Raw genomic sequence first — 24232 nt, 5'->3', positions numbered from 1 at the left:
ACAAAACATGAACATTGGTGAAATAATTCAGAATAAACGATGGAAAGTCTTTACCGGCTACGTTTATAACTTGGGTGCCTCAATCGTATTGTTAGGTGCCTTATTTAAGCTTCAACACTGGTCTTATTCGGGTCTATTATTAATTGTCGGGTTGTGTACTGAGGCATTCATTTTCTTCATTTCGGCATTTGAACCACCTTTGGAAATGCCCGAATGGTCAAAAGTATATCCTGAATTAAAAGAGGATTATGATGCCGACGAGGCCATTGAGACTGACTCAAAGGGTGGGTTTGGTGATTTTTGGAATAAAGCAGATATTTCACCGGAGTTATTGACGAAAGTTTCGAAAGGATTGACTGATTTGAGTAATACGGCCTCAAGTATTAGTGAAATCAGTTCGGCAACATTAGCCACTGATTTATATGTCCGGAATTTGACTTCGGCATCTGAATCGATGAGCACGCTATCGGAGATTAATAACCAAGCCAATGATAAAATCAGCGACTCCGTTTCAAATTTGGTAAGTTCCTACTCAAAAACGGCAAAGAGCTTAACTGAGAATGGTGACCAATTACTAACGAAGCTTTCAGTTTCAGGAGAGGAGTTTGCCAATCAGCTAACACAGACAAGCCACAAACTTGCTTCATCATACGAAAAAGCAGCAGGCTCAATCGATTCTGGAATTGACTCAATCAGTAAAAGTTCCGCAAGTTATGGAGAAAACCTCAATCGGTTAAATAAAAACCTTGAGACACTGAACTCTTCATACGAAAGTCAGCTGAAAGAAACCAACGCACAGTTACAATCTTCTCAAAAATTCTTCACCGAAATGGCACAGATGAACGAAATGATCGCCTTGTCGACTGAAGAAATTAAGAAGTATAAATCAAATGCTGAAGAACTGAACAAACACCTTGAAGCATTGAATTCTGTTTATGGCAATATGCTGGGAGCCATGAATTACAAGAAATAATAAAAACCGATAAGCCTTTCGTATATGGGAACCAAGAATTGCCCGGAAACTCCACGGCAGAAGATGATCAACATGATGTACCTGGTACTACTGGCCATGATGGCGCTAAACGTAGCATCAGAAGTACTCGACGCCTTCCGCATCGTTGATTCAAGCTTAATGCAAACATTCAAGAGTGTAGATTCAAAAAATGAGCAAATTTATGCCTCTTTTGCTCAAGCCTATGAGGAGAATCCTACAAAAGTAGATGAATGGAAAAAAAAGGCTGACTTGGTGAAGTCCATGACAGATAGTCTGGTCAATAAAATCACTTCCCTAAAAGAAGAACTTGTCATCAAATCAGGAGGAACAAATCTTTCTGAGGAGAACGAAACATACAACGGCAATAAAAGACAATCCTTTGTGATCAATAACGAAGGTGATACCTTGGTGTTAAAAAAAGATGATGAACTGAATGTACCTTCAGAAATCATGATCAGACTAAACAAGGCCGAAGAGCTAAAAGCTGGAATTAATGAACTAAAAGAAGAATTTTTATCGCTCCTGGAAGAAAATTCGCCCATGCGCTCTACAATTAAGCAAGCGCTGGACACCTCTGATCCAAAAGTCACACTAAAAGAATCGGAGAAAATCACATGGGAAATTGAACACTTTGAGAGTAAGCCGTTAATTGCCGTTATTGCATTGCTTTCGAAAATACAAATCGACATTCAAAACGCGGAGTCAAACATCTTAACCTATTTGTATAGTCAGATTGACGCCAGTTCGTTTAAGTTTAACAGGCTAAGGCCTACTGTGATTGAAAAATCATCCTATATTCTTGAAGGTGATGTTTACCGCGCTGAAGTTTTTTTAGCTGCCGAAGATACCACTCAACAACCTATTATTTTAGTCAACAACAAAGAATTGAAGATCGAAGGTGGAAAAGGAATTTATCAGGTTCCGGCTACTTCGCCAGGAACCTATAAATGGGGGGGGATTATAAAATATAAAACTCCCGAAGGCGAATACAAAAACTACGAATTCGAAGAAGAATACCAGGTTAGCAAACCTTCGGTCACCATATCGCCCATAAAAATGAACGTCTTTTATATGGGTGTTCCTAACCCGGTAAGCGTTTCTGTTCCGGGAGTACCTTCTGAAAACCTACAAGTTACCATGTCAAATGGTAAAATTGACAGGGACGGCAAAAACTACCTCGTTTATCCAAAGGTGGAAGATATTAATGGAAACCGCACAAAAGTTTCTGTGAGTGCTGACTTTGAAGGCAAACTACGATTTATAGGAAGTATGGACTTCCGGGTAAAACAAGTTCCCGATCCTGTAGCAACAGTTGCAGGGGAAAATAGTGGTGTTTTACGTAAAGAAGATCTGTTAGCCGAGGCGGGAATCTTTGCAGATCTTAAAGATTTTGATTTTGATTTAAAATTTAAGGTAACTCAATTCGATATTACATTTACCGGAACAGGTGGATATAACAATACCTGGTCGTCAACCTCAAATCGTTTTACTGATGAGCAGCGCACTCAGTTTAACACACTTGCTCCCGGAAGTATTATTTACATCGATAATATATTTGCACATGGTGATGATGGAACCGATCGGGAATTGTCTCCAATAAGCTTTAAAATAAGATAAAGCATGAAACGGAATTTGCATACAGCTAAATCACTATAAGCGAATTCCTTCGAATAGTTTTGAACGTTAAAATTGAACGAGATGAAAAAGTTTTTTGTAGCTATAGGAATTGTTTGCTGCGCAGTTAGTTTCTCGGCGAAAGATACACAGGCTCAGATTATTGATGGAGCTTTCAAGCGTAACAATATTGAAAATAAAAAACCCATGGCTTTTGCTTCTATCCGTGAGGCAGATGTGATGTGGTCGAAAAAAATATGGCGAATCATTGATTTAAGAGAAAAAATGAACCAGGTTTTGTATTTTCCAACTACCAATATGGATGGCCGTACAAACTTGATTAATTTATTCATTGAAGGAATTGAAAACGGACAACTGACTGCTTATGATGCCCGTACCGACGATGAGTTTAAAGTACCAATGACATTTGAGCAAGTAAAAGAAGCATTCGGCGCAACAACCCGGACACGACAAGTTCGTAATTTAGATACCGGAGAATTGGAAGATCGAATTGTAGTAGGAGAAATTCGTGCTGAAGAAGTGAAGCAGTTCATGGTTAAAGAAGAATGGTTCTTCGATAAGCAAACTTCAACACTAAATACCCGCATCATTGGTATTTGCCCAATTCAGGAATACTACCGAGATCAGGACATTAACAGAGAAAATGTTCAACGTCGTCAAGTATTCTGGATCTATTACCCGGAAGCACGAGAACTGATGGCCACACACTCGGTTATCAACCCAAACAATACAGCTCAAAACATGTCTTTCGACGATCTGTTTATCAAGCGTAAATTCAACAGCTACATTGTAAAAGAATCCAACGTATACAACAACCGTGCAATTAGTCAGTACTTAAGCGGTCGTGAAGCCATGCTCGAATCCAGAAAAATTGAACGTGAGATTTTTGATTTTGAACAGGATTTGTGGGAATATTAAAATATTACACGCATACAACGCTCAAACGCCTTATGAGATATTCTCATAAGGCTTTTTTCAATTTAAGAATTGTACAATATTGAAATTTGTAACACGTTAACTTAAAGCGTACCATACTGCCCAATTTTGTAAATGAATAGATCTTTTGTCATATCCGTATTTTTTGTGCTCATTCTCGTTGCTTCGTGCAAAAAGGATGATACACTCAACTACCTGTATCCGGAAGAGTCGAGACCATTTTATGAGCCTGCACCGTTTGGAATGACATTTATCGAACGAGGAAGCTATGTGATGGGCACTGAAGATGACGAGCTACAAAATTTTAATACAACTTTAAAGCGAGTTTCAGTTGAAGCCTTTTGGATGGATGACACGGAAATTACCAATAACGAATATCGGCAATTCGTATACTGGGTGAGAGATTCTATTGCCCGAACCCTCTTGTCTGAAACTTATCCCGAATTCATGATCACAGAAGATGACTTTGGGAACTTTTATGAAACTCCTCATTTAAATTGGCAAGACCCCATTGAGTGGAACAACCCGGATTTCCAATTAGCTATGGAAGAATTGTACATTCCGGAGGAAGAACGGATGTTTTTCTCAAAATCGCTGGATACCAGAAAATATACTTACGATTATTATTGGGTCGATTATAAGCAGGCGGCCAAAAGTCAAAACCGATACAACTACGAAACTCAAACCTACGAAGGATCAATTATTAATCAGGACGGAGAGGAAGTTCCAATTTCAAACAGATCTTCATTTATTTTTAAAGAAAGTGTGCCAATATATCCAGATACCTTGTGTTGGATACGTGACTATACATATTCGTATAATGAGCCCTTAACAAAGCAATATTTTGCTCATGTTGGTTTTGATGATTACCCCGTGGTTGGAGTTAACTGGCATCAGGCAAAAGCCTTTTGCAACTGGCGAACTCAAATGATGAACAAGTATCAAACGTTAATGGAAGCTCCTTCGGTTCACGCCTATCGACTCCCAACTGAAGCCGAGTGGGAATATGCCGCTCGCGGTGGACATGAACGAACGTTATACAGCTGGGGAAGTTATTACACGCGCAATTTGCCGGGTTGTTTTAAAGCGAATTTCAAGCCGCGCCGGGGGAACTATGTGGCAGATAGTGAGTCGAGCACAACAACGATGAAAGTAGCTAGTTTTGATCCCAACGATTACAAGCTATATGATATGGCCGGGAACGTAGCAGAGTGGACCAGTTCTGCATTCAACGAAGCAGCATATGAAAACATCAATGACTTCAATCCTTCGTACGAGTATAATTCTTCACCAGATGATGCTCCGGTTATGAAACGAAAAGTAATAAGAGGTGGTTCATGGAAAGATGTTGCTTATTATATTCGGAATTCAACTCGAAGCTTTGAATATGAGGATACCACAAAATCGTATATTGGTTTTCGATGTGCCCGGACTTCATTTAAAGACGAGTTCAGAGAATAAAAAAAGCTTCCTCATTACTGAAGAAGCTCAACCTTTTCGTCACTATTTTATTTATACAAACTCATCACCTTTTACCATCTTCACATCGCTTACAAACTGACGTATTTGTTGCTCGTCCTTCTTTCTGCAAACAAGCAAAGTGTTATCCGCCTCAACAACAATATAACCATCCAGCCCTTGTAAAACGACAACCTTTTCTTTCGGTACATTAACCACGCAATTTTCAGTTTGATAGGTAAAAACATCTCCTCCATTAATGGAATTATTGGCATCATCTTTTTTACCATTTTCATACAACGAGCCCCAGGTTCCCATATCACTCCATCCAAAGTCAGCACATAAAACATATACATTTTCGGCCTTTTCCATAATGCCATAATCCAACGAAATATTTTGGCATTCAGAGTATGTTTTGTTGATAAAGTGGACCTCATCTTCGGTGCCATACAATTTTAGGCCTTTCTGAAATAGGCCTGACACATCCTCAAGGTGTTCGTCAAAGGCTTTCAAAATACTTTTCAGCGACCAAATAAATATCCCCGAATTCCAGAAGAACTCCCCACTTGAAACAAATACCTCGGCCATCTCCCGATTAGGCTTTTCCGTAAATGTTTTCACTTGATACAGGTTTTCGTAGTTCTTATACTCCGTTTTCCCATCTATCTGAATGTATCCATACCCCGTTTCAGGCCGACTGGGAGTAATCCCTAAAGTCACCAATACATCATTGTTCGAAGCATAATCAATCCCTTTTTGAATTTCTGCAATAAATTCGTCCTCTTTCAAGATCAAATGATCCGAAGGAGCTACAATAACATTGGCATCGGGATTGATACTTTTTATTTTATAACTCGCATAAGCCACACAGGGCGCGGTATTTCTTCTCAGAGGCTCTAACAAAACCTGATCTTCTTTTAGCTCAGGTAGCTGATCCAGCACTAACTCTTTATAATCAACACTTGTTACAACATAAAAATTTTCAACCGGACAGACACGTTTAAACCGGTCAAATGTCATTTGGATAAATGTTCGACCGGTTCCTAAAATATCTAGAAATTGCTTAGGCATAGAGCTTTTGCTCATCGGCCAAAAGCGGCTTCCTATTCCTCCGGCCATAATAATACAATAATTGCTATTCATTCGTCAAATTTTTTCGTGACATACTTCAAATATACCTATTTTGAAGGTAAACCATAAAGTTATTTCGTGGTTTCCTTCTAAGTAGATTGATCGTTATTCATAGATCTAACGCATAAATAGGTTTTTTCATATGCTATTATTTGTAACTTTAGGCTAAAGTATTGTTATGAAGTTTTTCTTTCACGTAGGACGCTATTTTACACTATTGGGGAGAGCTTTTTCCCGCCCCGAAAAGCATCGTATCTATTTACGGAGGCTCTTTATAGAACTAGAACAACTAGGGCTTGATTCGGTTGGTATTGTTGCTATAATCTCCATATTTATGGGTGGAATTATTACCTTACAAGTCGCCTACAACATGTCGAGTCCGCTATTCCCAAGTTACTTAATCGGACTGGGAAACAGAGATACACTAATCCTTGAGTTTTCGTCAACCATTCTGGCGCTGATCATGGCAGGAAAAATAGGATCAAACATTACTTCCGAAATAGGGAGTATGCGCGTTACCGAGCAGATTGATTCACTGGAAATTATGGGAATTAATTCTGCCAGCTTTTTGATCATGCCAAAAACATTGGCTGTCGTATTTATTTTCCCCTTTTTGTTTGTGTTGAGCGTATTTTTCGGACTGATTGGAGGTCTCATTGTTGGACCAGCAGTTGGTGCAGTTACTGCTCCCGATTACATCAATGGTATTCAATATATGTTTACGTCATACTATGTTACATTTTCAATGATTAAAACCTTATTTTTTGGTTTCTTAGTGGCCACTGTCCCAGCCTACTTTGGGTATTATGTTGAAGGAGGAGCATTTGAAGTTGGAGCTGCAAGCACAAGAGCTGTCGTAAATACGAACATATTAATTTTGGTCTTCGACCTGATTCTAACACAACTTTTATTCTAATGATTACCATTCAAAATATATTTAAGTCATTTGAGGACAAACAAGTTTTGAGTAATATCTCTACTGTTTTCGAGCCCGGAAAAACGAACCTGATCATTGGGCGAAGTGGTAGCGGAAAAACTGTTCTGTTGAAATCAATTGTTGGTCTTCATGATGTGGATGAAGGAACTATTTTTTATGACAACCGTAATTTCACTCAAATGAATGAAAAGCTGCGAAAAAAACTACGCCAGGAAATGGGCATGGTTTTTCAGGGTGGCGCTTTGTTCGATTCATTTAATGTTGAAGAAAACGTGAGATTTCCACTTGACATGTTCACAAACAAAACCGCGAAAGAGAAACAAGAACGGGTTGATTTTTGCCTCGACCGGGTTAATATCGACAAAGCCCACAAACTTTATCCGGCCGAGATATCAGGCGGTATGAAAAAGCGAGTAGCGATCGCCCGCGCCATTGTCATGAATCCGAAGTATTTGTTTTGCGACGAACCAAACTCAGGATTGGACCCCGAAACTTCATTGGTTATCGATGAGCTGATTCATGAACTCACCGTAGACTTCGAAATGACCACAGTCATTAATACCCACGATATGAATTCGGTAATGGAAATCGGCGATAAAATTTTATTTATCAGTGAAGGAGTAACCTGCTGGGAAGGCGATAAAGATAAAATATTAGAGGCCGAAAACCAGAAGCTCCAGGAATTTGTATTTGCCAACAAAACATACCGCCAACAGCGAGATGAAAAAATTGACAGTAAAAATTAAGATTTTGGAGACAATGTAATCACCGGAATAATCATTTCTTCAAGCGATATTCCACCATGCTGATACGTATCGCGGTAATACTGAACATAGTGATTGTAATTATTGGGATAGGCAAAAAAGTCGTTATCCATCGCAAAAATATAACTTGAGCTGACATTTCGTCCAGGCAAGTGCGCTTTCTCAGGATTTGTAATTTCAAATACCTGTTTGGCTTTATAGTTTAAATTTCGTCCAATTTTGTACCGAAGATTGGTATTTGTTTCCCGGTCACCAATCACTTTCAGTGCACTATCCACCCTTATTGTTCCATGGTCGGTTGTTAAAATCACTTTTATTTTATGCTCTGATAATGTTTTCAACAGCTCAAACATGGTCGAGTGAATAAACCAACTCATTGTTAAAGAACGGTATGCTTTCTCGTCGCTGGCCAGTTCTTTCATCATCTCCATTTCGGTACGAGCGTGCGAAAGCATATCCACAAAGTTAAACACCATAACCGACAAATCATTTTGCAGGATATTCCCCAGGTTATCGTTGAGTCTTTTCCCGGCTCTGGGATTGGTAATCTTTTCAAAATACAATTTATCCGTGCGCCCTCTGCGCTTCATTTGCGTTTGCATCAGCTCACGTTCGTGCACATTCTTGTTGCCTTCGTTATCGTCGTCTTCCCAATATTCGGGGTACAACTGAGCAATTTCAGCAGGCATTAAACCTGCAAAAATTGAATTTCGGGCATACATGGTTGCCGTGGGTAATATACTGTAGTATAGATCTTCTTCTTCGGTTTGATAATACTGACTAACTGCAGAGCTTAGCACACGAAACTGATCGTATCGCAGGTTGTCAATAACCAAAACCAGCACTTTGTGTCCTTTATCAAGCTGTGGAAAAACTTTCTTTCTGAAAATATCAGGAGACAAGATTGGCCGATCTTCTGAATCCTTATCGAACCAACTTAAGTAATTTGCTTTAATGTAGCGGCTAAACGCTTTGTTAGCTTCGGCCTTTTGCATTTTCAGCACTTCATCCATTGTCGAATCTTGCGACGCGCTCAATTCCAATTCCCAAAATACCAGTTTTCGATACACTTCAGTCCATTCTTTCCAGTCCAACCGCTCGTTGATTCGCATACCGATTTTTGCAAATTCGCTCTGGTAAGCTGAAGTAGTTTTTCGAGTAACCAGCTCATTCTGGTCAACATTCTTTTTTATAGTAAGAAGAACTTGTTTTGGATTAACCGGCTTAATCAGGTAGTCAGCCATTTTTGAACCGATGGCCTGATCCATAATATCTTCTTCCTCACTTTTAGTAATCATTACCACAGGAACATTCGGATCAATGGCTTTTATTTCATCCAGTGTTTCCAGCCCGGTTCGCCCCGGCATATTCTCATCCAAAAAGATGATGTCAAAATGATTTTCACGGACAAGGTCGATACTGTCAGCTCCGTTATTCGCTGTCATTACATCATAACCTTTTTCTTGCAGGAAAATAATATGGGCTCTTAATAAATCAATTTCATCGTCAACCCAAAGTATATGTATTGTCTTCATGTTTTTTGTCTTTTTAAAGAGATAACACCTATACTAACAAAGAATGTTCCCCAAAATGTATATCCTTAACACAATTTAACGCTACTAGCGATTCAAGTAGAAAGTTTTGTAGAAATCAAGGTATTTACTTGTATCCTTATTGCCAAGCAATAAGGATAAATTAGCTGGCGTAATTACAAAATTGCGGTAGCTGACCTCCGATAGAGGTTGATAAACCTGTTGATTGCGAACAATGCTTTGGAGATAATTCAAGCCCGATTCCTGATCTTGAATACCAGTAACGGTTAGAATGTAATTGTCAACATTGAACTCCTCTCGTTCAACCGCCAGATTCATAGTTGGGAAGTTGCTTGCATTGTGGGCCTCTATGGCTGACTTAACTGCTGTGTCATCAACTCCATTTTTAGGAATGATTAACACAAAATTTTGCTTGCCGGCTACATCGGTATTGAAAGGCCCTTCGTACGTAGGTTTTGCCGGCTGAACCGGAGCAACCGCTGACCTTGTGTTATTTACTGATGCTGTTGAAGCCCCTGTTGATTGCGATTCGTTTTCAGCAAAATTACCGCTAATGTAATAATCGCGGAAAAACTCAATATAATCATCAATCGAGCTTTCTGAGATCATTTTCTCCAAGTTGGCCTGTGAAATAACGAAGTTGCGGTAGCTACGGGTTTCCAGACTTTCATATAAATTACGATTGGCAACTACCTTGCTGAAGTACCCCATCGCTTCGCGAATGTCAGCCAACGATTTAACGACCATCAACTGGTAATCTCCAAACTTTTGCTGTTCGATTGTCAAATTTTTACCACCAAATTGCGAGCGGTTGTATCGGTTAAATCCAGGGGTAAGTGCCCGCAAGTCAAACTTCGGATCGTTAACAGCGATGACAAAATACTGAGGAACATCAGTCTCTTTAGCGTACAAACCTTCCGTTTCATCAGCTTTCACCACGACAAAAGAACCTTTTTCAACCAGCTTATCTTCCTCCGCGCTAGCTTTTGCCATCAATTCTTCCGGATCTGCTAATTCATCTGCAGGGAAGTCGTTGCTAATAAATCGACTATAATTCTTAACGAAGTATTTCAGGTATTCCAGGTAATTTTTGTCTGATAAAACTTCGCGATAGTTGTATGACGAAGCCACAAAGTTGACATACTGAATATCCTGAAGGGTTTCGAAAACTTCACGCTTGCGAATGATCGAACGGAAATAAATCAAACTTTGCTCTTTGTCAGGTAGCGGCCTCACCACAACCAATATCGTTTCGTCATTCAGATTTTCGGTTTCAATATCGAAATCCATCTTTGTATAATGATCGATGTTGTAGTTGGCAATATCGAACTTCAAGCGGTTTAAGTCAACCTCAGCACTCCGGGGAATTGCAATTACAAAATAATGTAGCAATTCATCATCATACGAAAACTTACCACCAAACTCATCCTGATCGGCCTGATTTTCAGGAAGCAACTCCTGATTCTGAATTTGATCATTCAAGTACCCAATTTCCACCAGCTTCTGATAATCAGCCAATGTACTATCTTCAATTAACTTGAGTATTTCGTTTGCCAATGGCACGGTGCCGCTTTCTGGATAAGTCTGAACATGTTCATTCAACATCTTCCCAAACTGTGTCCAGTCGGTTTTAATACCATCAGCAATGGTTTCAATAAAAGCAACCTTAGGCATCAACAAGGTGTCAGGCTCCATGTTTTTGATTTGTCCGGCCAATTCTCCGGCATCTTGATAATTACCTTGCCGATAGTTGTAAAATGCCTTTTGATACAAGTTATTCATGCTGTCTTGCCGGGCTTCAAGCTCAACAAAAAAGAACGGATTAACCAGGTATTTGGCATATTTACTATCGGGGTATTCGTCAACAATCCTGCTTTTGTAATACTCCGATTTTTGGTCATCTCCAAGTTGTTTATATAAATCCCACAACTCAAAATAAGCTGTAAGTTCATATACCGTATTGTCATATCTTGTCAGCAATTCTTCATACTCGTTAATCGAGCGCTCGTAATTCTCAAAATCTTGCTTAAAAATTCGTCCGGCATTATACAAAGCTTCTTTAATTCGCTGATGAGATTCGGCCATTTCCTCTTCCGTTGTTGGAACATCTTGTAGGTAGAATTCACGTTCCATAGGGTCGGCCACTCGCATCTCACTGCTATCAACACCTGATTCATTATCAACCAACTCGTCCATTTCAAAATCGCCTGCCGAACCTTTGTTGCTTCGACGCCAGTTGTCCTCCAATTTACGGTCACCCCATATCTGCTGGAATTCAACCTTACCATAAGCCACGGTTGTTGGGTTGTAGAAATACCAGCCACTCCCCTGTCTCTGCTGGCTTAATCCCATACGCGATTGATTCATTCTAAAAAAATTCCGATCCATCATCTCTGCATTGGCTAACTGACGCTGGCGTTGCTCCTCTTCGCGTGCTTGGTTAATCCATTCAGTAACTAAATCATTTCGCTCCTTTTCACTTAACGAAGCGATGTGTTGCAAACTATCCTCCCGCTCAACAGTGTACAAGTTGTTTGTCAGTCGGGTTAAACTATTATACCGTTCAACAATTGTTTCATATTTAGGGTATGTTTCATCGATAACAACCATGGCGCTATCGTAATAGCTTTGAGCATTTTTATATTCCTTATCACTGAAATAAATATCGGCTAAGGTGAGGCACGATAAGGCGCGTTGGAAAGTATTCACGCTACTTGCAGCTGCCGATTGGATATAATTATCAGTAGCGACCTGTTTGTTTCCCTCAGTCATGAAAATATTCCCCAAAGCAAAATAAATCTGATCGCGATATTCATAATTCTTTGAGTCACGCAGCATTTTATTTAATTCCTTTTTCAACTTCGCAACATCGCCTTCACCTGAAAAAGAACCGGCAGCATTGATCCGGGCGTTGAAAGCCATCTCATAGGGAGGATTCATTCTGGCAACTTCGCGATAGGTTTCAGTAGCCAAAGCATTTTGCCCGGTTTCTTCATAGAGCTGAGCCAAAATATATTTTAACCGAACTTTATTTTTCTTACCAGAAGTTTTATCTATCGCTACCTTCAAATTTGGGATAGCCTCATTAAACTCATTTTGCCTGAAATAAAAGTCCGCTACAGCCAACGCAAACTCTTCGTCGTACTTTTTGGGGAAATCTTCACTGGCATCTACATTTTGAATCAGTTCCAGTGCCTCATTGTAGCGTTCTAATTCGGTATAACAACGAACCAACCAAACGTACGCCTCATACTTGGTGTCCTCCTCACTAAATTTACGAACCACATGCGACAGGTTCTCAATGGCAGCCATATAGTTTTTCATATAGAAATAGGCCTTCCCCATCAATATATAGCTGTCGTCCACCCAATTGTTATATTCTTCCTTACTTGCCAACCGGATGTAAGCGCGGCTTCTGTTCTTCCTTCGTTTGGGCTTTTTGGTAATCGAGTGCACCTTAATCAGCTTCGAAGCTTTCATGATGGCATACTCCATATCAGACTGGGCCATTTGTCCGGTTCCCGGTTGGCTCGACTTATAAATTGGAAGCAGCTTGGTAAAGTCATCTTCCACTGATTGGTTGATGCGCTCAACGCCGGACTTAAGACTCTCCTTGCCGTTGAAATACACATTGTAATGCGATGTCAGGTTGTGATAGGCACGCGATATACGCGTATTTTTTTCGGTGGAGCAACCACTAAGAATAGCCAGTACAAATACGATGAAAAAGGTATGTAGTAAATTTCTGCTCAAACAAGTATATTTTAACACTGTAGGATAAACTTATTTATTCGAATAATATTGTCTGCTTTAACATGGAAAAGTAGCATCTGGAATAATTGATATCGCCTACTTAGCCCGTACCCACAAAACGCCTTTATCTTTAGTTTATTTCAACTTTTAAAAAGTTTACAATAATACAAAAAACAAGCTAATTTATTGGGACTTGAATGCAAAATGATTTAACCGAGGAACGAGATCTTTTGAAACAATGCTCCATCAGAATCTACATCAAAATAAAAATCCCCGGATCACAATGATTCAGGGATTTAAAAGTCATCTCGACGATCAGTTATTTCCTACTTACCTTCACCTTTTTAGTAGGATCTATATCTTTATTTCTCAATTCTACCTGCTTAATCGTATTGGCTGCCACATCGAGAAATGCCTTCCCCATAGGTGATTGTTCGTCGACTGCAGCGGGAACACCAGAGTCTCCCCCTTCGCGAATCCCCTGCACCAATGGAATTTGCCCCAACAATGGAATCTCCATCTTTTCGGCCAGGTTTTTAGCGCCATCCTTTCCAAAAATATAATACTTGTTATCAGGCAGTTCCTCAGGTGTAAACCAAGCCATATTTTCAACCAGCCCTAAAACCGGAACATCAACATTTTTTCCCCGGAACATGCCGACCCCTTTAATGACATCAGCCAAAGCCACATCTTGCGGTGTAGATACGATGACAGCTCCTGTAACCGGAACGGTTTGCACCAAGGTGAGGTGAATATCACTTGTGCCCGGAGGAAGGTCGATTAGCAAATAGTCTAACTCGCCCCAGTTTCCTTCGGTAATCATCTGCTTCAACGCATTGCTCGCCATCGGACCGCGCCAAACCAAGGCATCGTCGCCAGCCACAAAAAAACCGATTGACAAAATTTTCACTCCATGCTGAAAGACTGGCTCAATCATCTCTCTTCCATCTTTTTTGACTCCGCTCGGTTGAATTTTTTCTGCCCCAAACATTTTAGGCACCGAAGGGCCAAAAATATCAGCATCAATCAGTCCAACTGAAGCTCCGGTTTTGGCCAACGAAACGGCCAAATTAACAGCAACGGTTGACTTTCCCACGCCTCCCTTTCCGGATGACACGGCAATAATATTTTTTACGCCTGGTAAAATCGGACGCTCCATTTGATGGATTGCTTTGGCTGTAATGTTTCCTTTGATCTCGACATCAGGGCCAAGCTCTTGCTCAACAATTTGCTCACACTGCTGAATCACAGCTCCAATATTTGGATCGTCGGAACGTTGAAAAACAAGTGAAAAACTAACTTTCTTTCCAGCTATTCTTATCTCCTGAACCATGTCAAGATCAACAATATTTTCTTTTCCTCCGGGAAATTGCACTTTCCGAAGTACATCGGTTACATTTTTTGGAACGATAAATTTTCGTGGTGTATCAGACATCTTATTTTGTTTTTATTGAATTCCTAACTCTTTGACCGGATCCCAAAATACATCTTCAAAATTGAGAATTTGGTCATCTTCAACAGTAATTCCCTCACTTTCCAGCAATTCTTTCATCACTTGCTGTCCTTGAAAATGATTTTTACCGGTAAGCAATCCTTTGCGATTAACAACCCGGTGTGCGGGAACATTAACTTTTGATGCGCGGGAATTGTTCATTGCCCAACCAACCATTCGAGCAGAACGAGCCATGCCCAAGTAACGGGCAATGGCGCCATAGCTGGTCACCCTCCCCACCGGAACCTGACATGCTACTTCCCAGGCCTTTTCAAAGAAATTATCCATAGTGCTTATTCTCTTGCCGAACGACCAAAACTACGGTACGGATCTTTTTCTATCTCAACATCGGGCTCGCGCAATGGTTTATCTGCATTCAGTTGAAATGACAAGTATTTAATCGGAATGCCACGTTCCCGCCATTGTTTCTCATAAAAAGTCTGAATGGACAGAACTTCATTTGCCGAGGGAGAATGATCAAGATCCTCAATTTCTGTCAAAATGGGAAAATCATTTTCCTTAACCATGGCTAAGGTATATTGATATTGAAAATTACTATCGGTCTTTAAATGAATGACACCTTTCGGTTTCAGGAAACGGCTGTAACGATTCATAAAGGTTGTAGCAGTAAGTCTCTTGGTGTGCTTTTTCATTTGCGGATCGGGAAATGTCAACCAGATTTCAGACACCTCTTCAGCTCCAAAAAAAGAATCTATAATTTCGATATTGGTTCGAATAAAAGCAACATTTTTCAGTCTCTTTACATGAGCCGACTTCGCCCCTCTCCACATTCGGGCTCCCTTTATATCTACTCCTATAAAGTTCATCCCGGGAAAATATTCAGCCAATGAAACGGTATATTCACCTTTCCCACATCCTAATTCTAAAACAATCGGATTTTCATTCTCAAAAAAGTCTTTTGCCCAGCTTCCCTTTAATTCATGATCTTTATGATTATGCTTATTGTAAGGAGCCTGGATAACATGATCAAATGTGGCCATTTCAGTAAATTTGGCCAGTTTATTCTTTCCCACTTTTAACGCTAATTATTTATTTTCTCAATTCGAAGTCCAATATCGTGGATACCCTTTAGCATTTCAGTTCGCATGCCTTGTTGAATGCGAAATTGGTAGGTGCCTTCTTTCTCAAAAACAACATTTTTTCGATAAACAAACTGATTGTCAAACAAATCGCCAATTCCACTTCCGTGCCATTTTCCCGATTTCTCAGCTAGAATATATTCGATCGTATCGGTTAGCAACTTCCCTTCAGGCTGCTGAATTTCCAGGAACAACCAGAGGTTGCTGTTCGGATAATTTCCTTTATTTCGAACATTGATATAAATACTGTATGGCTGATCTATTTCAGGCACATCAACATCGAACTGAGCAACAGAATCTTTATTCCAGCCGGATGGATCAATGGTTTTATAGTCCTCATACACTCTGTTGGTATCACAAGCTACCAACAGAAGCAGAGAAACGAAGATGTAAATCGGATTCCTCATTTTTTATTTCTTGGAGGTCGTGATGATTTGTTCTTTGTAAACCGCTTTTTCTTTTTTCGATGGCGTGGCTTTGGCTCATCGAAACGAGTCAGGCTTTCTTGCGGAATGACATCCTCAAAACCTTTATTCTGCGTTGTTTTGACTTCAACAATACGGTCAGCAACTTTCTCGACCTTCTTGCCTCTTTTATTTAATCGGATGATTTCCTTGGCTCGCTCAACACTAACGGCAACTGGCCCAGAAACAGAACTACTGTTTGACGTGTAATAAAGCGTTCGGTTAAATACATCAGCCTTTTGAAAATAGAATCGCCCCTCTTCTGATTCCAACGGAATATTACTCGGTGGAAAATCCCTTTGAGCATCAATGTAAGCGTCAACTTCAAAATTCAAACAACATTTCAGTTTCCCACATTGTCCGGCCAACTTCTGTGGGTTTAATGAAATTTCCTGGTAACGGGCGGCATTAGTGGTTACCGAAACAAAGTTGCCGATCCAGGTAGCACAACAAAGTTCACGTCCGCACGGGCCAATCCCACCAATTCGTCCGGCTTCCTGTCGAGCACCTATTTGCTTCATTTCAATCCGAATACGAAACGTATCAGCCAGCACCCGAATCAGCTGCCTAAAATCAACACGTTCATCAGCAATATAGTAGAATATGGCTTTGGTGCGATCTCCTTGGTACTCCACATCGCCAATTTTCATATTTAAACGAAGATCGGCAGCAATTTTACGTGATTCAATCATCGTTTGGTGCTCCAGACTCATTGCCTCGCGCCATTTGTCAATATCAACCGATTTTGCTTTTCGGTAAACCTTGCGAAGTTCGCCATTAATCATGGTTACCTTGTGCTTTTTCATCTGGTGCTTCACCAATGCCCCGGTTAATGTAACAAGGCCAATATCGTGCCCGGGACTTGCCTCTACAGCGATAATATCTCCCGATTTCAGTTTCAGGTTATTTACATTTTTGTAATAATCCTTTCGCGTATTTTTAAACCGAACTTCAATGATATCGTCATCACCTGACTTATTGACCACATCGTCCAGCCAATCGTAAACTTCTAGTTTTGCGCATGTTCCGGCAGATTTCGCACAACACCCCCGCTCGATTGATAATTGATCATCCATACATTTACAATTAATCCCGGATTGATACTGATCCGGCAACAGCCTTTTGCTATAATCTACAAAAATAATTAATAAAGCTGAGAAACAAAGTGCTTGTGACAGATGTCAACAAAATTGACCAAACAGAGAGTCAGACCACAACAATATCTCAAGATTGTGTGGAATAACCTAGATTCTTACAAAGAATTATTCTAAATTAGTTCTCTGAGCCATTAATATTTTATAAATCGAGGTGAATTCTTCAATTTATAATCGAAGAGTTTCATTCAAAATCAACCCAGAAATGACAAACGGTTCGTCAAAACTACCACAATATCAATCCATATTTAGAGAAATCCCTCTGGGTTGCTCGCTCAATAAAATCATTTATAACTCAAAGAATACCCCCATCGATTTTCAGGCTTACGAATTAAATGAGGCATTTGAAGAAGCAATTGGACTTCCCGCAGCGAAACTAATTGACAAACCGGCAAAATCGCTATTTGCAAATCTGGAGGACAAGTGGGTTCGAAAATTTGTTTCAGTTATTGAATCAAAAAAGAAGAAAGAATTTACCGAATTTACTTTTGATGGTAAACACCTGTACAACATCCAAGTTTCCCCTGTTGGGAATGAAGAATTTGTACTCATTTTAAAAAAGCGACTAAAAACACTTAAACTCGCAACAGGCCCAATAAAGTTTTATGAACGGTTGATGGATCATTTACACGAGGGGCTTTGGGTTACTGACAAGGAGGATAATATTTTCTACACCAATTCGGGAATGACTCTAAACACCGGTACTCCAAAACATAAAATCCTAGGGAAAAACATACTCGGGTTTGAACGTCAAAATATTGGAACGCTTGTCGATAGTTATTTAAAGGCGAAAAACGTATTAAAACCCCTGCAATATGAGACAGAACTAACAACACTTGAAGGCAAACGTATTGTTATAGCTGGCTGGCTGGTTCCCCTGATCAAAAACTACCGCTTTGATGGGATGATTTGTACCCTCAGAGACATTAGTGAGGACAAAAAGAACAGAAAAAGAATAAAAGAAAGTGAAGAAAAGCTCCGTAATATTATAGAGCATAGCACAAATGTATTTTACGAACATTCTACCGACCATAAAATCACGTTTATAAGTCCTCAAATTGAGAATTTGGTTGGATACACGCCTAAAGAAGCGATGATCAAATGGACTACGCTGGTATCAGACAATCCGGTCAACTCCACTGGTTTTGACTTGACTGTAAAAGCAATCAAAACAGGCAAAATTCAGCGACCTTACGAACTTGAGATGGTTCATAAAGATGGGAGTTTAGTTTGGGTTGAAGTGCGCGAAGCTCCGATTGTTGAAAATGGAAAGACACAAGCAATTGTTGGCGCCTTAATCAACATTACCAAGCAGAAGAAAATTACACAAGAGTTAATTGAGAATCAACAAGGACTAAAAAATCTCGTTGATGAATCCCCAATTCCTATTGCCATTAACACCAAGGATGGGGCCGTCGAATATCTCAACAACGAGTTTACCCTCACGTTTGGATATACCATAGAAGATATTCCTACTGTTGAAAAATGGTTTGAAGCGGCCTACCCCAAGAAAGCCTACCGCGAAAAAATAAAAACCCTCTGGCTTCAAGAGCTGGAACAACGATCGGATAGAAAAGATACCCTGCCTCCTTTTGAAGCAAGAGTCGTGTGCAAAGATGGTACCGTGAAGTTCATCCAAATACTGTGGAGTTATATTGGAGATAAGCTCGTACTTATTTTGAATGATTTGACAAATCACAAGAAACTCCAAAAACAAATACTTGAGAAAAATGATGAACTGCAAAATGCATTAAACGAATTGCAGAAGCTAAATATAGAATTGCAAAAAGCCACTGAGAAAGCTCAGGAAAGTGACCGATTGAAATCTGCTTTTCTGGCTAACATGTCGCATGAAATCCGCACCCCAATGAACAGCATTATTGGGTTCTCTAGTTTATTATCGCTACCATCGGCAGACAAAAAGAAACAGGAAAAGTACACCGAATTTATTCAAAAGTCAGGCACGCACTTACTCCGAATTATTGACGACATTATAGACGTAGCCAAAATTGAATCGAACCAACTAAAAGTTGATAAGAGCTATTTCTCCATTGTCCCTTTCCTGGAAAATATCTACGACTATCACCGTCAGAGTCCCTTATTCAACTCAAAACCCAATATTAAACTGGCTACAGAACACCGGATAATCCAGAAACCCTTAATTCTATTTACCGATCCGGTACGGTTAAAACAAGTCTTTGATAATCTGCTAACCAACTCCATAAAAAACACCAATGAAGGCTCCATCACTTTTGGTGTTTACTCCTTGGTTGAAAACGAGATTACCTTTTTTGTAAAAGATACAGGGATTGGAATTCCTGAGAAATTCAAAGACACCATCTTTAACCGCTTCACCCAGGTGGAGTCAAAAAATATTAAACCGGGAACAGGACTTGGACTAAGTATCATAAAAGGCATCATAAACCTGTTGCATGGAGAAATTTGGTTTGAATCGGAAGAGTTAGCAGGAACCACGTTCTATTTCAAACTTCCTGTACTGCCCAAAGAAAAATCAGATTAGTTCTTATTTTACTTGTTATTTGCGAATCAGCTTCACGATCTTCAATGCCATGTCGGTAAAAATAATCCGAGGATTGCCATTCATTGAAATATGCTGAAACGCTTTCTCCAGCTCTTCACTAATAGGCACAACATTTCGTTCGTTGATGAATGGCGAGAAACGCGCCGAAAAAGTCTGCTCTTCTTCATGCATATAAGTCAGAGCCGGATTTTTCAGATTGTACACAAAGTTCTCGCGAATTAGCCCCATGCAGTATTGTAAAAATATTTTTTGCCGCTCGCGCCCCATATTCGAAACCTCACTAATCCACTGAAAAAGATCTATGAATTTGCGTCCATACGAAAAGCGCATCAGCTCTTTAAATCGCTCTAAGTTGTAGCGGGTGCTTTCGTTCAGCTCCAATAAGTTTAAGGCCTGCCTGTAATTTCCACGGCTCAAGTGAACCAGGTTATCGACATCTTTACCGGCAGCTCCTTCTAACTTTTCAATGGCTGTTTTCATGGGTTCGGGCTGAATTCCGGGAATTTTAATCAGCTGGCAACGCGAGCGAATTGTCGTAATCAGTTCCTCTTCATTTTCGGTAACCAATAGAAACAAGGTTTTTACCGGAGGCTCTTCAATCATTTTTAGCAACTTGTTGGAGCAAGAAATATGCATCTTTTCGGGCATCCAAATAATCATCACCTTGTACTCCGCTTCGAATGACTTCAGATTGAGCTTGCGAATAATCTCCTCACTCTCGTGTGAGTAAATTAAGCCCTGAGCATTTTCTACTCCTATAAAATTAAACCAGTCTTCGAGGTTGAAATAAGCATTCCCCAATACAAGCTTTCGCCATTCGCCAATAAAATTGTCGCTCACCGGATCTTTAAACTTGGGCGTTTTTACCACTGGAAATACAAAATGCAAATCAGGATGAATTAACTTGGCGTATTTTTTACACGACGAGCACTGCCCACACGAATCACCATCTTGCTTGTTTAAACACGAAACATATTGCGCATACGCCAAAGCCAAGGCCAACTTGCCCGATCCCTCGGGCCCTGCAAACAATTGCGCATGACTAATACGCTCTTCATTCACTGACTGAATTAATCTTTTTTTGGTGGCTTCCTGCCCAATTACGTCGCGAAAAAACATAGGCTAACTTTAGTTGAAAACAAAAATAATAAAACCTACCTCGTTTACATCTTTTTCCGATGAAGTTTGTTAAAAAGTGCCCACATACTAAATCCAAAAACTCAAGTTTACCTCTGCATTAATATTTCTTTATTAAGCGAATAGACCGTACTCAAAAAGCTTCCTTTTTCGTTATATTTGGAACGATTTTTTAAGAAACTAAAAAAAACAATTATGCAGACTATTGAAACCTATGATTTCGCAGGGAAAAAAGCACTAATCCGTGTGGATTTCAACGTTCCTTTGAATGATAAATTCGAAATCACTGACGATAACCGTATGCGTGCAGCCTTGCCAACAATCAAAAAAGTGATTGAAAAAGGTGGCTCTCCCATTATCATGTCTCACCTTGGTCGTCCAAAAAACGGACCCGAAGATAAATTCTCATTAAAACATTTGGTTGGTCACCTTTCGGAATTGCTGGGTGGTGCCACAGTAAAAATTGCTCCTGATTGTATTGGCGACGAAGCCAAAGCAATGGCCGCTGATTTGAAACCAGGTGAAGTATTGATTTTGGAAAACCTTCGTTTCCACAAAGAAGAAACTGCCGGTGACGAAGAATTTGCTAAGAAATTGGCCGAAAACGGCGACTGCTGGATTATGGAAGCCTTTGGTACGGCACACCGTGCTCACGCTTCAACAGCTGTAATTGCTCAATTTTTCCCAAATGACAAACTGTTTGGATACTTGGTTGACAGCGAAGTAGCGAGTTTGGATAAAGTCGTTGCCGATCCTCAACGTCCGATGACTGCCATTATGGGTGGAGCAAAAGTTTCAACTAAAATTACAATCATCGAAAACATGTTGAACACCGTAGACAACTTGATTATCGGTGGTGGAATGATCTTTACGTTCGTAAAAGCAATGGGTGGAAACATCGGTTCATCGCTTTGCGAAGATGATTACTTGGAATTAGCCAAAAGCATTATTAAGCAAGCGAAAGAAAAACGTGTGAACCTGGTAATCGCTTCAGACTGTGTGGCGGCTGATAAATTTGCTGCTGATGCCAATACTGAAATTTGCCCTGCCGGTGAAATTAAAGACGGTTGGATGGGATTGGACGTAGGTCCTGATACCATTGCTACTTTCAACGAAGTAATTGGCAATTCAAAAACGGTACTTTGGAACGGCCCTGCCGGTGTTTTCGAAATGGAAAAGTTTGCCGAAGGAACCAAAGTAATTGGTGATGCTGTTGTTGAAGCAACTAAAAAAGGTGCTTTCTCTCTTGTAGGTGGTGGCGACTCGGTTGCAGCGGTTAACAAATTCGGTATTGCTGATGGTGTTTCATACATCTCTACTGCCGGTGGAGCCTTGTTAGAATACCTCGAAGGAAAAGTTCTTCCCGGAATTGCAGCTGTTCGCGGCGAGTAATTCTTAAATTGAAACAAACAACACAACGATAACTCAGGCCCGGAGAATTTCTTCGGGCCTTTTTTTGGCCCGGAAAAAGGCTGATGATTCCCCAAAAGCATAAACATTCGGGCAATTTATCGGTTATTGGTGAATACGAGTAACGATTAAAACAAACCCATGGAACTGAAGATTGAAAAAATGGCTTTTGGTGCCCGACCCAACAAATATATGCCCGACCAGGAATTGTACAAATACCTGGATGAGAAAGGTGTGCGCCAAATGGTGAGCGACCACTACGACCTGCTGGCACAAAGTTCTTTTAAGCACCTCTTTCCTTCAAACCCCGTTGGGCTCGATGCTGCCAAAGAACGATCGGCCGACTTTTTTATTCAGCGACTGGGTGGGCCCGACTACTTTAACCAGCACCGTGGAAAACCGGTTTTGGTGCGCAGGCATTTACCCTTTAAAATTACGCCCGATGCCCGCATTGTTTGGCTCGAATGCTACCGCGAAGTATTGCTGAAGCTCGATGCTCCCGAGCACCTGGTAAAAGCTTTTTGGTTGTTTTTACACGACTTCTCGAACTGGATGGTAAACACTCCCGATGGTTCGTTTTCGATACCAAAGCATGAAGAAGGGATGGAATAACAGGATTGGTTGATTGTCGTGCCCCAGTGCTGCTCCGGATTTACAGCGACCCAATTACTTATTGGCCTAAGAACGCTAAACCACACGAAAGGATTCGTGCGGCAGCGGGGGTTTGATGACTCCTCCTGTAAGGCGACACCAGTGTCCAATTGCTCGTTTGCAACTTCCACCATCTCAATTACAGCATGCAATGAACTTTATTTTGCCGATTCATCGCTTCTCGGCACACTATGTGGTCGGGCGGGATTTCGAAAAGAAATCCTGTCAGACCCGCAGGAATGTGGGCACGAGGTCTGACTTGTCAGACCGCTAGAACCCCCGCCTGACATATACAATTTGTTACCAAACGTTTTTTATTTTATCACTCCAATATCTCAGAAATTAATGTCTTATATTTTTGAACATTCTTTTCAGAATTCTTCCGTACGTCAATCCACAATACAATTCCTATCACTAATAATATCCCTCCATATAACATGGTTGCATTATTACTTATTCCTAAGATTAATGCCAATAGACCCAAACCCACGAAAAAAGACACATACAATATTGTCAAAAAGTGTTGACTAAAAGAGATTTCTAAATCAGTTTCATTTTCACTATCTGTTTCTAATATCTTTCCATTTACAACAATTTGATTCTCCCGTATAAAATTTAAATAATTTAGACTCCGTTTACGCACTTTAAATATTATAGAATCCTTTGTACCAGTATCCATTCTAAAAACAAATCCGCCTATAGACCCAAGTGCTGAATCCAGTTTCTTACTAGTCTCTTGAGGATTACTTTTTACTTTTAAATTCCATGTTTTCATATTCTCCCTTTATGTTATGATCATTATCTATCAGTAATTTCTATTTTTCCAAATTTTTCATTTTTCAGCTCATTTTTGCTGTCCACTTTTACATTTGCAACAACTAATTCGCCTCTGAAAGATAAGCAATTTCATCTGTAATCTATCAGAATGTGCTTGTGTCAAAATGTTTGGTAACGGTCACTTGATCGAGTAGGCAAAGGGAATTTCACCCCAAGCCTCTCACAGAACCGGACTTGACAGTCTCCCGTCATCCGGCTCTTCTAATATAGTTAATTCTATGAAGCTCATCCCCTTTCAGGTTGGCAAGAGATTCAACTATATTAGCTAACCCCTTCGCTCCACT

The 24232-nt window shown here is 40.2% G+C and carries 19 protein-coding genes; 9 read left to right on the top strand and 10 right to left on the bottom strand.

All coding sequences use genetic code 11. The annotated features are described in order from the left end of the window. Positions 1-7: 7 nt before the first annotated feature. The 4 genes from porL to porK all read left to right on the top strand — a co-directional run bounded on the left by porL (position 8) and on the right by porK (position 5026). The gene (gene porL, locus GR929_RS20555) at positions 8-973 is read left to right on the top strand and encodes a type IX secretion system motor protein PorL/GldL (protein ID WP_159523481.1); all 966 of its coding nucleotides are present in this window, start codon (positions 8-10) and stop codon (positions 971-973) included. Positions 974-997: 24 nt separating this feature from the next. Next, positions 998-2611, top strand: coding sequence for a type IX secretion system motor protein PorM/GldM (gene porM / locus GR929_RS20550; RefSeq protein ID WP_159523479.1), 1614 nt, complete (start codon positions 998-1000; stop codon positions 2609-2611). Positions 2612-2692: 81 nt separating this feature from the next. Beyond that, positions 2693-3547 carry a type IX secretion system ring subunit PorN/GldN gene (gene porN / locus GR929_RS20545; RefSeq protein WP_159523477.1) on the top strand — a complete coding sequence of 285 codons (855 nt, stop codon included), beginning with the start codon at positions 2693-2695 and terminating at the stop codon, positions 3545-3547. 132 nt (positions 3548-3679) lie between these two features. Next, the gene (gene porK, locus GR929_RS20540) at positions 3680-5026 is read left to right on the top strand and encodes a T9SS ring complex lipoprotein PorK/GldK (protein ID WP_159523475.1); all 1347 of its coding nucleotides are present in this window, start codon (positions 3680-3682) and stop codon (positions 5024-5026) included. A 51-nt stretch (positions 5027-5077) separates the two neighbouring features. Here the strand turns inward: porK and GR929_RS20535 are convergent, their stop codons facing one another. Further along, on the bottom strand, positions 5078-6166 hold the full coding sequence (locus tag GR929_RS20535) for a mannose-1-phosphate guanylyltransferase (protein ID WP_159523464.1): 1089 nt from the start codon (positions 6164-6166) through the stop codon (positions 5078-5080). Positions 6167-6332: 166 nt separating this feature from the next. Here GR929_RS20535 and GR929_RS20530 point away from each other — a divergent pair, with 166 nt between their 5' ends. After that, positions 6333-7070, top strand: a complete 738-nt coding sequence (locus GR929_RS20530) for an MlaE family ABC transporter permease (RefSeq protein ID WP_159523462.1) — start codon at positions 6333-6335, stop codon at positions 7068-7070. Then, complete coding sequence (locus GR929_RS20525; RefSeq protein ID WP_159523460.1) at positions 7070-7837, top strand: ABC transporter ATP-binding protein; 768 nt, start codon at positions 7070-7072, stop codon at positions 7835-7837. Before GR929_RS20530 ends, GR929_RS20525 begins: the two co-directional genes overlap by 1 nt. On the opposite strand, the gene porX is transcribed toward GR929_RS20525, so the two are convergent. The 7 genes from porX to GR929_RS20490 form a co-directional block, all read right to left on the bottom strand. Continuing rightward, positions 7834-9390 carry a T9SS response regulator signal transducer PorX gene (gene porX / locus GR929_RS20520; RefSeq protein WP_159523458.1) on the bottom strand — a complete coding sequence of 519 codons (1557 nt, stop codon included), beginning with the start codon at positions 9388-9390 and terminating at the stop codon, positions 7834-7836. The two genes, GR929_RS20525 and porX, sit on opposite strands and share 4 nt — an antisense overlap. An 84-nt stretch (positions 9391-9474) precedes the next feature. After that, a complete protein-coding gene (porW, locus tag GR929_RS20515; RefSeq protein WP_159523456.1) occupies positions 9475-13161 on the bottom strand; it encodes a type IX secretion system periplasmic lipoprotein PorW/SprE in 3687 nt (1228 codons plus the stop codon). A gap of 319 nt (positions 13162-13480) precedes the next feature. Next, positions 13481-14596 carry an Mrp/NBP35 family ATP-binding protein gene (locus GR929_RS20510; RefSeq protein ID WP_159523454.1) on the bottom strand — a complete coding sequence of 372 codons (1116 nt, stop codon included), beginning with the start codon at positions 14594-14596 and terminating at the stop codon, positions 13481-13483. A 12-nt stretch (positions 14597-14608) separates the two neighbouring features. Further along, positions 14609-14941 (bottom strand): MGMT family protein, encoded by a 333-nt coding sequence (locus GR929_RS20505; protein WP_201301077.1) that lies wholly within the window; start codon positions 14939-14941, stop codon positions 14609-14611. A gap of 5 nt (positions 14942-14946) precedes the next feature. After that, positions 14947-15687, bottom strand: a complete 741-nt coding sequence (gene trmB, locus GR929_RS20500; protein ID WP_159523452.1) for a tRNA (guanosine(46)-N7)-methyltransferase TrmB — start codon at positions 15685-15687, stop codon at positions 14947-14949. Positions 15688-15695: 8 nt separating this feature from the next. After that, positions 15696-16160 carry a gliding motility lipoprotein GldH gene (locus GR929_RS20495; RefSeq protein WP_159523450.1) on the bottom strand — a complete coding sequence of 155 codons (465 nt, stop codon included), beginning with the start codon at positions 16158-16160 and terminating at the stop codon, positions 15696-15698. Then, positions 16157-17293: a PSP1 domain-containing protein gene (locus tag GR929_RS20490; RefSeq protein WP_159523448.1), complete on the bottom strand. Its 1137-nt coding sequence runs from the start codon at positions 17291-17293 to the stop codon at positions 16157-16159. Before GR929_RS20490 ends, GR929_RS20495 begins: the two co-directional genes overlap by 4 nt. 283 nt (positions 17294-17576) lie before the next feature. Here GR929_RS20490 and GR929_RS20485 point away from each other — a divergent pair, with 283 nt between their 5' ends. After that, positions 17577-19892 carry a sensor histidine kinase gene (locus GR929_RS20485; protein ID WP_159523446.1) on the top strand — a complete coding sequence of 772 codons (2316 nt, stop codon included), beginning with the start codon at positions 17577-17579 and terminating at the stop codon, positions 19890-19892. 15 nt (positions 19893-19907) lie between these two features. Here GR929_RS20485 and GR929_RS20480 read toward each other — a convergent pair whose 3' ends face one another. After that, positions 19908-21032, bottom strand: coding sequence for a DNA polymerase III subunit (locus GR929_RS20480; protein ID WP_159523444.1), 1125 nt, complete (start codon positions 21030-21032; stop codon positions 19908-19910). A 213-nt stretch (positions 21033-21245) separates the two neighbouring features. On the opposite strand from GR929_RS20480, the gene GR929_RS20475 reads away from it, so the two are divergent. Together GR929_RS20475 and GR929_RS20470 are read left to right on the top strand one after the other, a co-directional pair. Beyond that, on the top strand, positions 21246-22442 hold the full coding sequence (locus GR929_RS20475) for a phosphoglycerate kinase (RefSeq protein WP_159523442.1): 1197 nt from the start codon (positions 21246-21248) through the stop codon (positions 22440-22442). Positions 22443-22601: 159 nt separating this feature from the next. After that, a complete protein-coding gene (locus GR929_RS20470; RefSeq protein WP_159523440.1) occupies positions 22602-23072 on the top strand; it encodes a globin domain-containing protein in 471 nt (156 codons plus the stop codon). 361 nt (positions 23073-23433) lie between these two features. Here the strand turns inward: GR929_RS20470 and GR929_RS20465 are convergent, their stop codons facing one another. Then, a complete protein-coding gene (locus tag GR929_RS20465) occupies positions 23434-23886 on the bottom strand; it encodes a DUF423 domain-containing protein (RefSeq protein ID WP_159523438.1) in 453 nt (150 codons plus the stop codon). Positions 23887-24232: the final 346 nt, after the last annotated feature.

This window comes from Sunxiuqinia indica (assembly GCF_009847015.1).
Classification (GTDB): domain Bacteria; phylum Bacteroidota; class Bacteroidia; order Bacteroidales; family Prolixibacteraceae; genus Sunxiuqinia; species Sunxiuqinia indica.
Note: the sequence above shows the minus strand (reverse complement) of the source record. Positions and strands in the feature narration are given on the sequence as shown.

Excerpts from the sequence above, each read along its gene's own strand:
- porL (WP_159523481.1), top strand. The coding sequence starts at position 8 with ATGAACATTGGTGAAATAATTCAGAATAAACGATGGAAAGTCTTTACC.
- porM (WP_159523479.1), top strand. The coding sequence starts at position 998 with ATGGGAACCAAGAATTGCCCGGAAACTCCACGGCAGAAGATGATCAAC.
- porN (WP_159523477.1), top strand. The coding sequence starts at position 2,693 with ATGAAAAAGTTTTTTGTAGCTATAGGAATTGTTTGCTGCGCAGTTAGT.
- porK (WP_159523475.1), top strand. The coding sequence starts at position 3,680 with ATGAATAGATCTTTTGTCATATCCGTATTTTTTGTGCTCATTCTCGTT.
- GR929_RS20535 (WP_159523464.1), bottom strand. The coding sequence starts at position 6,166 with ATGAATAGCAATTATTGTATTATTATGGCCGGAGGAATAGGAAGCCGC.
- GR929_RS20530 (WP_159523462.1), top strand. The coding sequence starts at position 6,333 with ATGAAGTTTTTCTTTCACGTAGGACGCTATTTTACACTATTGGGGAGA.
- GR929_RS20525 (WP_159523460.1), top strand. The coding sequence starts at position 7,070 with ATGATTACCATTCAAAATATATTTAAGTCATTTGAGGACAAACAAGTT.
- porX (WP_159523458.1), bottom strand. The coding sequence starts at position 9,390 with ATGAAGACAATACATATACTTTGGGTTGACGATGAAATTGATTTATTA.
- GR929_RS20510 (WP_159523454.1), bottom strand. The coding sequence starts at position 14,596 with ATGTCTGATACACCACGAAAATTTATCGTTCCAAAAAATGTAACCGAT.
- GR929_RS20505 (WP_201301077.1), bottom strand. The coding sequence starts at position 14,941 with ATGGATAATTTCTTTGAAAAGGCCTGGGAAGTAGCATGTCAGGTTCCG.
- GR929_RS20495 (WP_159523450.1), bottom strand. The coding sequence starts at position 16,160 with ATGAGGAATCCGATTTACATCTTCGTTTCTCTGCTTCTGTTGGTAGCT.
- GR929_RS20490 (WP_159523448.1), bottom strand. The coding sequence starts at position 17,293 with ATGGATGATCAATTATCAATCGAGCGGGGGTGTTGTGCGAAATCTGCC.
- GR929_RS20485 (WP_159523446.1), top strand. The coding sequence starts at position 17,577 with ATGACAAACGGTTCGTCAAAACTACCACAATATCAATCCATATTTAGA.
- GR929_RS20480 (WP_159523444.1), bottom strand. The coding sequence starts at position 21,032 with ATGTTTTTTCGCGACGTAATTGGGCAGGAAGCCACCAAAAAAAGATTA.
- GR929_RS20475 (WP_159523442.1), top strand. The coding sequence starts at position 21,246 with ATGCAGACTATTGAAACCTATGATTTCGCAGGGAAAAAAGCACTAATC.
- GR929_RS20470 (WP_159523440.1), top strand. The coding sequence starts at position 22,602 with ATGGAACTGAAGATTGAAAAAATGGCTTTTGGTGCCCGACCCAACAAA.
- GR929_RS20465 (WP_159523438.1), bottom strand. The coding sequence starts at position 23,886 with ATGAAAACATGGAATTTAAAAGTAAAAAGTAATCCTCAAGAGACTAGT.